The organism is Pseudomonas sp. SG20056 (genome assembly GCF_031764535.1).
GTDB lineage: Bacteria > Pseudomonadota > Gammaproteobacteria > Pseudomonadales > Pseudomonadaceae > Aquipseudomonas.
Genome location: NZ_CP134499.1, coordinates 3,858,134 through 3,871,535, shown reverse-complemented (window position 1 = coordinate 3,871,535; position 13,402 = coordinate 3,858,134). Strand labels below are relative to the sequence as shown.

The 13,402-nt window shown below is 60.6% G+C and carries 10 protein-coding genes; 4 read left to right on the top strand and 6 right to left on the bottom strand.

The window, feature by feature from the left end; genetic code table 11:
- Nucleotides 1-95 precede the first annotated feature (95 nt).
- Nucleotides 96-800, top strand: coding sequence for an ABC-type transport auxiliary lipoprotein family protein (locus RHP75_RS18380; protein ID WP_311089451.1), 705 nt, complete (start codon nt 96-98; stop codon nt 798-800).
- Nucleotides 801-853: 53 nt separating this feature from the next.
- Here RHP75_RS18380 and RHP75_RS18375 read toward each other — a convergent pair whose 3' ends face one another.
- Nucleotides 854-2,386, bottom strand: a complete 1,533-nt coding sequence (locus RHP75_RS18375; protein WP_311089450.1) for an AhpA/YtjB family protein — start codon at nt 2,384-2,386, stop codon at nt 854-856.
- Nucleotides 2,387-2,560: 174 nt separating this feature from the next.
- Between RHP75_RS18375 and serB the strand changes: the two genes are divergently transcribed.
- Complete coding sequence (serB, locus tag RHP75_RS18370; RefSeq protein WP_160013015.1) at nt 2,561-3,775, top strand: phosphoserine phosphatase SerB; 1,215 nt, start codon at nt 2,561-2,563, stop codon at nt 3,773-3,775.
- Between the two features lie 49 nt (nt 3,776-3,824).
- Here serB and RHP75_RS18365 read toward each other — a convergent pair whose 3' ends face one another.
- From RHP75_RS18365 to RHP75_RS18345, 5 genes are all read right to left on the bottom strand, one after another.
- Nucleotides 3,825-5,894: an EAL domain-containing protein gene (locus RHP75_RS18365; protein ID WP_311089449.1), complete on the bottom strand. Its 2,070-nt coding sequence runs from the start codon at nt 5,892-5,894 to the stop codon at nt 3,825-3,827.
- Between the two features lie 64 nt (nt 5,895-5,958).
- Nucleotides 5,959-7,764, bottom strand: coding sequence for a molecular chaperone (locus RHP75_RS18360; RefSeq protein WP_311089448.1), 1,806 nt, complete (start codon nt 7,762-7,764; stop codon nt 5,959-5,961).
- Nucleotides 7,765-7,995: 231 nt separating this feature from the next.
- Nucleotides 7,996-8,856: an archaetidylserine decarboxylase gene (asd, locus tag RHP75_RS18355; RefSeq protein WP_311089447.1), complete on the bottom strand. Its 861-nt coding sequence runs from the start codon at nt 8,854-8,856 to the stop codon at nt 7,996-7,998.
- Between the two features lie 36 nt (nt 8,857-8,892).
- A complete protein-coding gene (locus RHP75_RS18350) occupies nt 8,893-9,708 on the bottom strand; it encodes a rhodanese-like domain-containing protein (protein ID WP_311089446.1) in 816 nt (271 codons plus the stop codon).
- A 45-nt stretch (nt 9,709-9,753) separates the two neighbouring features.
- On the bottom strand, nt 9,754-11,268 hold the full coding sequence (locus RHP75_RS18345; RefSeq protein ID WP_311089445.1) for an HDOD domain-containing protein: 1,515 nt from the start codon (nt 11,266-11,268) through the stop codon (nt 9,754-9,756).
- Between the two features lie 119 nt (nt 11,269-11,387).
- On the opposite strand from RHP75_RS18345, the gene motA reads away from it, so the two are divergent.
- Both motA and motB read left to right on the top strand, forming a co-directional pair.
- The gene (gene motA, locus RHP75_RS18340) at nt 11,388-12,239 is read left to right on the top strand and encodes a flagellar motor stator protein MotA (protein WP_311089444.1); all 852 of its coding nucleotides are present in this window, start codon (nt 11,388-11,390) and stop codon (nt 12,237-12,239) included.
- A gap of 8 nt (nt 12,240-12,247) precedes the next feature.
- Entirely contained in the window at nt 12,248-13,270 is a 1,023-nt protein-coding gene (gene motB / locus RHP75_RS18335; protein WP_311089443.1) for a flagellar motor protein MotB, read from the top strand.
- Nucleotides 13,271-13,402: the final 132 nt, after the last annotated feature.

Genomic DNA, 13,402 nt, shown 5'->3' with positions numbered 1-13,402 from the left:
AAGGATGATACGCGGCCGTAAGGCGGGTCACGTAAGTGAACCGCCTGCACCTAATGTGTATGCACGCCGGCAGACTGGCCGGTTGGATGAGTGAGATGACTGCACTGCGTTTCCCCGGAATTTTGCTATTGGCCGGTGCGCTTGGCCTGACGGGTTGTATGCGTTATCAGCAAGCGCCGTTGTATCAACTCGACAGCGGCGAAATCCGTGTACCTGCTGCCGAGCAAGGCATTGCTGTGCTGCTCGGGCCGGTGGCGGTTGCCGATTACTTGCAGCGCGAAGCCCTGTTGCAACGCCAGGCCGATGGCAGCTTAACCGCCACCGAAGATGCGCGTTGGGCCGGCAGTTTGGCGGCGGATATCGATCAGCAGCTGCTGCGCCAGCTGGCCTCGCGCTTGAACAGCCAGCGCCTGGTACTGGCACCGGCGACTGCAGGCTTTGTACCGCAGGTGCGTCTGGGCGTGTCGATCACCCGCTTGGATTCCGGTCCGCAGCGCCCGGCTGTACTGGAGGCGCAGTGGCGTTTGGCCGGTGCCGACGGCAAGCTACTCGACGGGCGTCTGGTGCGCCTGGAGGAGGCCCACAGCGGCAGCATCGTCGATCAGGTGCGTGCGCAAAGCCTGGTGGTGCAGCAACTGGTGGCGCAATTAGCCGCTGCAGTGGAAACCCATGGCAAGCCCGCCCCGGTCGTGGCTGAGCCGCCACGCAAGCCAGCGCCGGTGAAACCTGCGCCGCCTGCGCCACCGCGTATCCCGGTGGTTGAGCCAATGCGTGATGAAGGCGAAGTATTCCGCTTCTAAGCGCCGCCAACAAAAAAGCCCGCCAATCAGGCGGGCTTTTTTGTTGAGTCGGATTAGTGGTTTTCGTGCATGCGCGCCAGCTGGCGCTCCAGCAACGATGGATAAGGCTCCAGCAAACGCTCTACACAGCAAGCCCCTTGCGGGCTGGCGATGGCGCGAATGCGCGCGCGTTGGCTGACCAGAGTATCGTCGGCAATGCTGCGCTCGACCAGCAGCAGGTTACGGCTGTGCTGTGACAGCGCCAGAGCGTTCTGCGCCGTTTCGCTGAGCAGCAGGTCGCCCTGGCTGAGGTTGCTGAGGTTTTCACCCAGGGTCAGGCCCAGTTGCAGCTGCAGGGTGATACCGCTGTCCGCCACTTCGATCTGCAGAGCATGACCGAGGGCGCGCATCAGTTCGCCGCAGCAGATGGCGTGGGTCAGGTAGTCCTCACCAATATCCAGTTGATGGAACAGCATCAGGCTGCTGCCGTCGCTCAAGGTGTGCAGTTCGCCCTGATACAGGCTGGCAGCCTGGTCCAGGCAATCACGGTAACGCTGCAGCAGCTCCATCAAACGGGTGCGCGGCAAGCGGCGCAGCTGTTCCTGAGCACCCAGCTGGATCGCCAGTGCGGCGCTGGGCAGTGGCTGCCGGATCGCGGGGGCTGGCGCGGCTTCATGCTCGGGTTGATCGCGTAGCTCGGAAAACGGATCGTCCACTGCGCTATCGGCGTATGGCTGGTCATCGCCATGCAACGGCCCGACCAACTCGTCTCGCTCATCGAAGCGATCATCACGCAGGTCACGCACTTGGAAGTCCGGCTCATCATCGAACGATTCGGGCAGGTAGTCATCGTCGCTCAGGGCGGCGGGCTCGTCGTAGAACGGCTCTTCTTCAGCTTCTGGCAGTGCAGGCTTTTCCGGTACCAGGCGGGCTTGGAGCTGGCGTGCCAGGTCGCCGATTTCATCCTGACGGCCTGCGCCAGGTGCCGGATCATCCGGGTCACGCAGCCAGACGCGCAGCTGCAGCAGTGGCGTGGAGATATGCCGGCCCAGGCGCATGCTTAGGGACAGGGTCAGGGCCAGCAAAATCAGGCTGAGGATGCCCATGCTCTGCAGGCTGATGGTCATTGGTTGCTGGAACTGCTGCATGTCGAGGCTAATGCGCAGTTGCCCGGCGATCACCTCTTGGAAGGTAATGGGTGTCGAGTACAGCCCTTCGGTTTCCCCGAGCATGCTCTGGCTGGGGCGCGAACCCGCCTCGGCGAGGATGCGGTTGTCCACGCTGTAGATCGCGGCGTGTGCCACCAGCGGGTTTTTCACCAGGTTATTGAGCAGCACGTTGAGGCTGAGGATGTCGTTGGATACCAGCAGCTCGGTCGCCGAGGCAGCCGTTTGGGTAATCAGGCTGGTGCCCAGAGCTTCGGCTTGCTGCTGCATGGCATGCTTGAACTGCATGCCGATCACCCAGCCATAAATCACCAGGGCCAGGGCTACCAGCAGCAAGCTATGGCTGACAATGCGCAGCGCCAAGGGAATGCGCCGCTGGCGCAGGGCCTGGAACAGCAGCAGGAAGAAATTATCGGGTTTTACGGGGGCGGGCCGGTTCACAGAGCTCGGCTCATGTCGACTGTAGTTGGCGCGCAGTATAGCGGCGCCCCCGCGGTGGGCAAAGCGCCGTGCGTGGCTGTTTGCCGGTGAAAATGGGTAGAATGTGCGCCTTTTCCACGGCTTGTGACCTGTTCAACAAGCCGCTGCCCCTGACGCTGTACTGGAGACCGAGCCTTGCGCGAAATCGTCCTGATCAATATCACCGGCGAAGATCGCCCCGGTTTGACTGCCGCCATCACCGGCGTGCTGGCCCAGGGCGGGGTGAATATCCTCGATATTGGCCAGGCGGTGATCCATGACACCCTGTCGTTCGGCATTTTGGTCGAGATCCCGGATAACGAGCGCGCCTCGTCGGTGCTCAAGGACATCCTCTTTACCGCCTACAAGCTCGATCAGCAGGTGCGTTTCACCCCGGTATCCGAGGCCGACTACCAGCAGTGGGTCAGTGGTCAGGGCAAGGCTCGGCATATCGTCACCCTGTTGACTCGCAAGGTCACCGCCGAGCAGCTGCAGCGCGTCAGCGCCATTACCGCGCGTTATGACCTGAATATCGACCATATCGACCGTCTGTCCGGGCGCATGCCGTTAGATATGCCGGCCGAGCAGGGCAAGGGCTGCATCGAGTTCTCCGTGCGGGGCGAGCCGGCCGATCCTGCGGCCTTGCGTGCCGAGTTCCTTAGCGTGGCGCAGGAGTTGAATGTCGATATCGCCTTCCAGCGCGATTCGCTGTTCCGCCGTAATCGCCGCCTGGCGGTGTTCGACATGGACTCGACACTGATTGAGGCCGAAGTGATCGATGAGCTGGCCAAGGCCGCTGGCGTCGGTGAGCAGGTTTCCGAGATTACCGAGCGCGCAATGCGCGGCGAGCTGGATTTTGCCGCGAGCTTCCGCGAGCGTCTGGCGCTGCTCAAGGGCCTGCCGGAAACCGTGCTGGCCGATATCGGTGCTTCGTTGCGCCTGACTGAAGGCGCAGAAACCTTGTTCAGCGAGCTGCGTCGCCTGGGTTACAAAACGGCGATTTTGTCGGGTGGTTTTACCTACTTTGCCAAGCAACTGCAGGCCAAGCTGGGCATCGACTATGTGTTTGCCAACGAACTGCAGATCGTTGATGGTCTGGTCACGGGTGTCGCAGTCGAGCCGATTGTCGATGCCCAGCGCAAAGCCGACTTGCTGCGTGAGCTGGCCGCCAAAGAAGGGTTGCGTCTGGAGCAGACGATTGCCGTGGGCGATGGCGCGAATGACCTGCCAATGCTGGCCATCGCCGGGTTGGGTGTGGCGTTCCGTGCCAAGCCGCTGGTCAAGCAATCGGCCAAACAGGCGATCTCTACTCTGGGTCTGGACGGTATTCTCTATCTGCTCGGCTTTCGCGATCGCGACGGCCTGGAATAAGGCGATAAAAAAGCCGACGCATGCGTCGGCTTTTCTTTGTCCGCAAGAGTTACTCGTCGCCTGCCGAGAAGTCGTAATCCATCGACTGGCTCGGGCCCTGCAGGTAATGGCCCTGGATATAGTTGACTCCGGCCTGCCAAAGCGTGGCCAGTACGCTAGCGCTTTCGACAAAGGGCACGATGGTCAGCTTGGCTTGAGAGTGCAGGCTGGCCAGTAGCGTTTTCAGCGCTTCCTGATTGTCCGCCTTGCTCAGGTCCTGGGAGAAGGAGCTGTCGACTTTGACGAAGTCGATATGCAGGTGTTTGAGCGTGTTGAACGGATTCAGTGAGCAGCCGAACTGAGTCAGCGCGGTCTTGCAATGCAGCTCGTTGAGGCCCTGAGTGATGGCTTTGGCCTGCTTCAGGTAGGCAATTGCATCCGGTTCGCTGAACTGGAATACCAGCGAGTCCGAAGGCAGGCGTGCAGCCTTGAGGGCTACGCTGAGCCACGGCAGCAGAGTCTGGTCCTGCAGGCTGGCGCTCGACAGGTGCACGAACAGGCGGGTGTTGTGGCCCTTGCTGCGATGGTCGGCGAGCAGCTTTATCGAGTTGAGGATCACCCAGCGATCAATTTTCTCGGCCAGGCCGGCGTCCTTGGCGGCATTGAACAGTTCCGCGGGCGGGATTTCTTCGCCCTGCGGGTTGATCAGGCGTAGCAGTGCTTCGTAGTGTTCAAAGCTGTCGCCGCGCAGGCTGATGATCGGTTGGAACAGCAGGCGGAAGCTGTTGTTTTCCAGGGCCTGCTGAATCATCGCGACGATGTTGCCGCGGCTGGCGGCCGCGGCCAGCTCATCGGCTGGATTGAACAGCTTGATGGCGTTGCCATCATTCAGCTCATCGGCGCAGCGGTGAGCGCGGTCGACCACCTCTTGGGCCTTGGCGGTCTTCTCGTTGAGACCGGCCACGCCAATCGACAGCGTGCTCTGTACGGTACGACCGCTGACGTCGAACAGGTGCCCTTCGACTTTTTTCAGCAGGCTGTTTAGCGGCTCGCGGGTGCTTTCCGGACTGACACCGGGTTGTAGCACGGTAAATACGTCATCACCAAAGCGTGCCAGTTGTGCGTCGGCGCTGAAGTGCGCGCGCAGCAGGTTAGCCAGATCGGTGAGGAGGATGTCGATGCCCGCCAGGCCGATATCGGCGAGCAGGCTGGCGTAGCGGTCGACGCGGATGTAGGCAAGGCTCGACGGTTGGCCGGCATTCACCGCGCGCTCGGCGGCACTGTCCATCAGTTCGAGGAAGTGGGTGCGGTTGAACAGGCCGGTGACCAGATCCTGGCTGCTGATTTCGCGCAGCTTTTCTTCCAGTTCGGCGTTACCGGTTTCCGCGCGAATCACCACCTGGATGCACGGCTCGCCATCGTAGGTGGCCGGGGAGAAGCTCATTTGCGCCGGGAAGCTCTGGCCATTGGCCTTGATCCCGGCGCAGTTGAGTTCGGCACTGCCTTCAGCGCTTTGATAGTTCTTCAGGAAGTCCTTGAAGCTTGACTGGTCGCTGCTACCGATCAAGTCGATCATCGGCATGCCTTCCAGTTCGTCGGCATCTTCATAGGCAAACAGTTCCAGATAGGCACGGTTTGCGTAGATATGCATGCCGTCGTGCACGTAGGTGATGGCATCGACGGAGCTGTCGAGCAGCAGCTGACAGCGTTTTTCTGCTTCGCGCAGGGCGACTTCCGAGGCGCGGCGGGCGCGACGCTCTTCCAGATTGGCCAGTTCACGTTTGGCGACCAATACCAGGCGTTCATCCTCACCTTGCGGCAATGCATCCTGAGCGCCGAGCATCAGGGCTTCGGTGACGCTGTCGGAGTCATTGTCGGCGAGCAGCTGAATGACCGGAATATCCTTAGCCTGGCGACGGATCGCACCAATCGCTTCACTCGGTGCCAGTTGTTCGCTGCTTGGTGCGCAGATCAACAGGTCCCAGCTTTGCTGCAGGGCCTCGTTGAGGTCATCGCTGGAGGTCAGGCGATGCACACGTGTTGCCCGCCCGGCATTGCGGAACAGGCTGACCAGGCGCTCGGCCTCGTTCTGCGAGTCTTCGAGTATCAGTAGCCGAATGGTTTTTTTTTCAATGGCCATGGTGTGGTATCAAATCTGCGCCGAACGGGCGCGAAAAGGCGACAAAAGGGAGTGCGTCGGCAATCTACAGCGACTTCCAGAGTGAGTCAAAGTCTTCCTCCCCGCCTGGCGTGCGGCTTTTCGGCGCTGTGACCGGCTTCCCGTGCTCACTGCCGATCTGCTCGACACCCCGGTATTCGAACTGGTTGAAACTGCCTGTGCTGGTCTGTCGGCGACTGAGCACTGCGCGATGTTCATTGCCATTCAGATTGATGCTGACCTTGTTGCCTTCCTGAAATGGCAGGCGGGCAGTAATCAGGCTGGCGGGTCGGGAGATGGCACTGATTTCCGGCAGTAGCAGGGCGCGCAGGTACTGGCTGTTCTGCTCTGCCTTGCGTACCAGTTGCAGGCCGCAAGCCTGCGCGTGCGGAGCAATCAGCTCGATACCCATTTGCGTACCACCACCACGGACCTGGCGAATCCAGCGCACCACCGCAATGCTCCAGCCTTGTTGCGGCAAGCCTTGCACACCGAGCAGTTCACCGGCCTGTAGTTGGTTGGGGACGTCTTTCGGCCACGACAGGCAGTAGCCGCCTGGGCTGATATTGACGATGGTGACTTCGTAGGTCGGGTAGCTTTCTTGGCCGCTTAGCTCCACTGGTTCGTTGGGCTGATTCGGCTTGTTGTATTGAATTTCTTCAAAGGGTAGGCCGTTTTCCCACTGATTGCTTTTCTGTGCATCGAAGGCGTTCGACCAGATATCCGGTGCTCCGGTATCGGCCTTGAATACTGCCGCATTGGTGGTTACCGGTACTTGTAACACCTCGTTGAACGGACGCTTGCCGGCTAGGTAGAAATGCAGTGCACTCATACCAATACACAGGTTTAGGGCGCCCTGGCCCTGGCTGCGCTGGAAGGTGCGTTCAGCTATATCGCCCCAGGCTGCGGCCAGATGCTGCAGCATGTCGTGACTGAAGCCTTCGGGCACAGTCAGGCGTGATTGTGCAGTGCTCTCGGCCGGCAGCAGCAGGTGCTCCTTGATGGCGTCGACCAGTTGGCTGGGGTCGATCCCTAGCGCTTTGTGCAGCTCGGTTTGCTGGAACAGCGAAATATAACGGGGCGGACCATCCAGTTGCGGCGCAACAGCGAACAGGCTGGACGCCTCATTGCCGGCCTGTAGGGTGGCCAGCGCACTCCAGGGCTCGAGCACTTCGGCAAGGCGAGCAATGGCGCTTTGGCGCATCTGGTTGCAGCGGGCGCAGCCGAGCAATAGGGCGACCAGATAGCTTTGTTCGGTGCTCAGTCCTTGGGTATGTAGCGCCTGAGCATCACGGATCATGGTCTTGTGCAGGCCGCGCGCGACGGCAATCTGGTACAGCTGGTGCAGCTCGAGCCAGAGGCCTTCGGGGACCGGGCAGTACAGCTGGCTGGCGCGAATCAGTGGGCCACAGAGGCTATGCGTGGCGCGCTGCAGCGCGACGGCAAGAAGCTGGTGACGTTCCCGGCCCGGCTGCGCTGCAAGGCGGGCGACAATCAGCTTGTAGCCGATTGCCAGGTGGTTCTGCAGGGCCTGGCAGAGATTGGCGACCTTGCGCGGCCGCTCATCAAGGACGATGGCCTGGTTCAGGAAGTGTTTTTCCAGTTGCTTGCAGACGAAATAGATTTCCGGGCGGAGGATTTCCAGCAGTTGCAGGCGATTTTCTGACGGTGTCAGCAGTTGGTTGAGTTCAACCAGTGCTTGATACAGCTGGCGTGCGGTTTCACCGATATTGGCTTTGGGCAGGCCGTCGACCCATTTCTTCAGATCACGAGGACTGGCGTCGCAGAATGACAGGCTTTGCTTATCCGGCGTGGTGACGCGCAGTAGCAAGTGAGAATTCTGTTTATCCATCTAAATCGGATACTCCAGCACACGGGCAAGGCAGGTGAGTCTAAGAATTATGTTTCGACTCTAGCAGCATCTCGCATGCCTCGCAGCCATGTCCTTGGCTGGGGTGCCAAGCTGGCGCGACACACAAATCATCTGGAAGTCTTTGTTGTGACTGGTTTTCATGCTCAGAGGTTCACTCTGTCCAGTCGTCACGGCACTGTCCGCATAGGCTGACAGTGCCGCTTTGGCAGGTTAGCTGCGTGGCGCGGCGAGGCGTTGGCCCATCTGTACCGCGCTGTTGGCGGCCAGTTCTTCGGCCCACTGCACCTGTTCCGGGCCAAACAGCACGATGGCGGTTGAGCCCAGCTTGAAGCGCCCGAGTTCTGCGCCTTTTTCCAGCACAATTGGTGCGCGGGCGGCTTCGTCGTAACTGAATGTTTTCAATGTGCGTTTTGGGGGCGTGACCAAGCCCGCCCAGACGGTTTCGATCGACGCCACGATCATCGCACCAACTAGCACCACGGCCATCGGGCCGCGCTCGGTGTCGAACAGGCAGACTACGCGCTCGTTGCGGGCAAACAGCTCGGGCACATTCTCTGCGGTGGTCTGGTTGACCGAGAACAGCCGGCCCGGCACATAGACCATCTCTTTCAGCGTGCCGGCCAGCGGCATGTGCACGCGGTGATAATCCTTGGGCGACAGGTAGATGGTGGCGAAGTCGCCGCCCATAAAGGCTGCGGCGCGCTCCGTATCGCCGCCCAGCAATTCGATCGCGCTGAAACTGTGACCCTTGGCTTGGAAAATCCGACCTTGTTCGATTTTGCCAAGTTGGCTGACTGCGCCATCGGCCGGGCAGAGCACGGCGCCTGGGCTGCTGTCGAGCGGGCGTGCGCCGTCTTTCAGGGCGCGGGTGAAGAAGTCATTGAAGTGGGCAAAAGCGCTCAGGTCTTCGACCTGAGCTTCGCTCATGTTGACCTGGTACTGCTTGGCGAACCAGCCGATCAGGCGATTCTTGAACCAACCGGCGCGGCATTCCGCAGCGCAGCCGATCAGGCGCGAAAGTAGATGGTGCGGCAGCAGGTACTGGCTGAGGATAAACAGACGATCTTTCATTGGCGTTCCTTAAAAGTGGCTGGCGGTCTGCGGGGGTTAGCGCTCGACCGGAGTGTCTGGGTGGTTGCCCCACTCGCCCCAGGAGCCGGCGTAGGCTTTTACCCGTGGATAGCCGAGCAGCTTGGCGACCAGGTAGGTAAAGCCAGAGCGGTGGTGGGTCTGGCAGTGGGTGATGATTTCTTTGTCGGCGGTGATGCCGAGGCTATTGAGTTGTGCCTGGATGTCCCTACGAATGCGCAGCGCTCGGGCTGGGTCCATTCCTGCAGTCCATTCAAAGTTGATGGCGCCGGGTATGTGCCCGGCTTTTTGCGCCAGGGCTTTCTCGCCGTTGTACTCGCTGGGTGCGCGGGCATCCCAGATGGCCAGATCGGCAGCGCCGAGGCGGCTTTGCAGGTATTCGCGGGTCGCAGTCGGCGCACTGTGTAGCTGTAACGCGATTGCTTTAACGCCCGCTTCTGGCACTGCGGTGCTGAGCTCGCGCTCTTCTGCCAGCCAGGCCTGCAGGCCGCCGTCCAGATAGTGATAGCGCTGGTGGCCGATCACATCCAGCAGCCAGATAAAGCGTCCGGCCCAGCCGCCGCCTTCGTCGTCATACACCACATAGACGGCATCGGGGTTATGCCCGAGTTCGCCGAAAAGCTGTTCAAGCTGAGCCTGCTCTGGCAGCAAACCAGGTGCTGGTGGTTGGCCCAGCTGGGTGCGCTTGGGGTCGACAAAGTGGGCGCCAGGGATGTGGCCGGTGGCGTAGCGGGCGTTACTGGTCAGGTCGACCAGGATCAGCTCGGGCGCATTCAGGCGGCTGGCCAGTTGCGCGGGTTCGATCAGCAAGGGCAACTCAGCGAAGGCGGTCATGCCGGGCCTCTTTTTGCGGGAAAGGGACGGATTGTAGCGGAAAGCCTAGCGCCCGCGGTTGGCAAAGCTGGCCAGGGCGCGCTCAATGCATTGCACGGTTTTGCCGAAGCCCTGCACGCTGGCATCGCTCAGTGCCCGGCCGCCCTGATCGGCGAAGATCAGCATGACCACGCGGTTGTTGCTGGCGATCGAGCGAATCAGCAGATGCTCGCTGGGGAACAGGCTTTTCAGCGAGCCTGGCAGCATGGCGGAAAACTGCGCGATGTTGGTCGGGCTCAGTTTTAGCTGCGCGGGGGCGCTGAGCAGACGGCGCAGCACCTGGCTTTGCTGCGGGTCAAGGCTAAGGCTGGCGGCGGCTTTGTCCAGGCCGCTCTGCTGCTGGGCCATCAGGCGTGTGTGATTGCGGTCGGCCAGTAAAATCAGTACCCGCTGCATGCCGCAGGCCTGGATTGCCTGATTGGCGCAGTCGGTGAGCTGCAAGACATTGCTGAATGCGCTGGGTTGGGCGAGGAGTTTCGCGCATTGCTGGCGCCACTCGCTGATGACTGCGGGCTTGGGCTGCTCGACTATGGCTTGCAGGTGTCGCGCCTGCCATGGCCAGAGCAGCGCTTCGGCCGGGTGCCAGAGGTCGGTGCCGGGCATCTGTCGGGCGCTGCTGACGGCGTTCTGGTGCAGCAGCTGTTGCACGTTATCGAGCGGTACTTGCAGGAATAAACCGGTCAGGCGCTGCCAGCGCAGGCTGTGCGGGCTGTTCCAGGCATAGTGCGCGGACAGCGCCAGGCCGTTGGCCAGCAGAATGCTGTTGGCCGGTTGTGTCAGCCAGCGGCGCAGGTTGCTGTCGGCGTCGAGGATTTGTTGCTGATGCAGTGGATGTTCATTGTCGCGGGCGATATGCAGTGCCTTGACCAGCAGGCGTCGGTCGCTGACCAGCAGCCGATAGCCCTGAGTAACCCACTCCGGCAAATGCCATTGCTCGCTCAGGGCCAGGCAGAGTTTCAGCAGCGGTACGCCCAGCAACTCCTGTTCCACCTTGCTCGCGGCTTCGCCCTTGACCAGCACGCGCTGCTCCCACACGTCGAACAGCTCAGGGTGTGCGGCGAGCAAGGTCCAGATCGGCGCGAGAAACAGCAGGCTGCCCCAGTGTACTTCTTGCCACAGCCGCGCCAGGCGGCCGGCAAACAGGCCGTTGGCCTGGTGGCTGGCATGCTGGCTGATTAGCAGAATTTGCCGCAGCGCTTTGGGTAGCTCTTGCTCGGGCAGAGAGGGCAGGGCATTGAGCAGGTCTTCGGTGCGCTTGATGCCGAGGCGGCTGATCGCTGCTTCGAGGCTTTCGGTTTGCTCGCTCAGTCCGCTGCTCTTGCGGTTGGCTTCACGCAAGACGCTCAGCGCCAAGGCTGGGCAATTTTGCATCAAATCCGCCAACTCGCGCATGGAGCGATTACTGTCTGCCAGGGCGCGTCGCAGCTTCTGCTGACTGTCGATGGAGGCAGGCAATAGCTGGCTGTCCAGCTGCTTGAGCCAGTCTGTCAGGGTGCGCGGATAGTGGACGGGCTTTGGCATGCGGGTTGAGACAAGCTGGCTTTTGACCTTAACTGGCTATAGTCTCGCGCAAAACTTCCGATAAATAGAAGGGTTGTTTTGCAAAGCCCCTTTCTACCCTCTCTGGCAAGTCTCTTTCTATGGCAAAAATCATCGGCATCATTGTTGTATTCGCCAGCGTGTTGGGCGGTTTTATTCTCTCGGGCGGCCAGTTTATGGCCTTGGTTCACCCCTTCGAGATATTGATCATCGGTGGTGCTGCGTTAGGGGCTTTCCTGCAAGCCAACCCCGGCAGCGCCTTTATGCATGTGTTCAAGAAGTCGCTGAGCATGTTCAGTTCGCGCTTTACCCATGCGTATTACCTTGATGTGCTCAAGCTGCTGTACGAGATTCTCAACAAGAGCCGCCGCGAAGGCATGATGGCTATTGAAGCCGATGTTGAAGACCCTGCCGCCAGCCCGATTTTCAGCAAGTACCCCGGCATCCTCAAAGATCAGCAGATGACAGCCTTCATTTGCGATTACCTGCGCATCATGTCCTCCGGCAACATGGCTCCGCATGAGCTGGAAGGTCTGTTCGATATGGAGATATCCAGCCTCAAGGAAGACATCGAACACCCTGCGCATGCCGTAGCCAAGGTGGCCGACGGTATGCCAGCCATGGGTATCGTGGCGGCGGTACTGGGTATTGTGATCACCATGTCGATTCTCGCCGAAGCGGATAACGCGGAGATCGGGCAGAAGGTGGGCACCGCGCTGGTCGGTACCTTCTTCGGGATTCTGGCCTCCTACGGCTTTTTCGGGCCCCTGTCGGCGGCGTTGGAGCACGATGCCAAGGAAGAGCTGAACGTCTATGAAGCGATCAAGGCCGGTCTGGTCGCTTCGGCCTCCGGTATGCCGCCATCACTGGCCGTGGAATTTTCCCGCAAAGTGCTATTTCCGGCGCATCGTCCGAGCTTTGCAGAGCTTGAACAGGCCATGCGTGGGGGCTAAGGCGTAGCATGGAAAACAACCAGCCAATCATCGTCAAACGGGTCAAAAAGGTTGCCGGCGGCCATCACGGCGGTGCCTGGAAAATTGCCTTTGCTGACTTTGCCACGGCGATGATGGCGTTCTTTCTGGTGATGTGGCTGATGACGGTGGCCACCCCCGAGCAGAAGAAGCTGATTTCCGGCTACTTTCAGGACCCTGTAGGGTTCTCGGAAAGTGCCAGCCCGTATGTGATTGACCTGGGCGGCACGCCGACGCCGGCGCCTGATCGCACCCTGAACCCGGAGCCGCAGGAAGAGCAGAGCCCGGCCGAGGATGCCCAGGCGGATGTGGACAAGTTGCAGGCCGAGTCGATAGCCGAAGAAGTCGAGCGTGAGCGTTTGGAGTTATTGCTGCAGGAATTGCAGAACAAGGTTGAGGAAAATCCTCAGCTGCAGAATTTCAAGGACCAGATTCTCTTCGAAATCACCCAGGATGGTCTGCGTATCCAGATCATGGACGCGGAAAACCGGCCGATGTTTGCTTCGGGTAGTGCGCGCTTGCAGCCCTATTTTGAGGACATCCTGCTGGCCATGACCGACACCATCGCCGCAGTGCCGAACAAGATCAGCGTGAGTGGTCATACCGATGCGGCGCCCTTTGTCGGGCGTGGCGGCTATGGCAACTGGGAGCTGTCGTCTGATCGCGCCAATGCGGCGCGACGTGTGCTGATTGCTGGCGGTTATGACGATGAGCAGGTGGCGCGGGTGGTGGGCTATGCCTCGTCGGCCTTGTTTGATCGGGAAAACCCGCTCAATCCGGTCAATCGGCGTATCGATATTGTCGTGCTGACCAAGAAGGCGCAGCGTGCCATCGAAGGTGAGCAAAGCGATGCCGCGGCAGACGAAGCGCCTGCAGTGCCTGGCGCTGCGCCGGTAACACCGGGTGCGGCTCCACCTGCCGCACCTGGTGATCCATTGCCGGATGGGCAATTGCGCGAGCGCTTGAATATCTTCGAAGAAGGCGTGCTGCAGTTCGATCAGCCCGCTGAGTGAGCAGCAGCTACAGGCAAAAGGCCGCGACATGTCGCGGCCTTTTTTGTTGATGGCCGCCATCCCTGGCCGCCATCCCTGGCGGCCACCCTGCGGGCCGTCACGGCGCGACGATTAAAAATCGCTCCCGGCGAT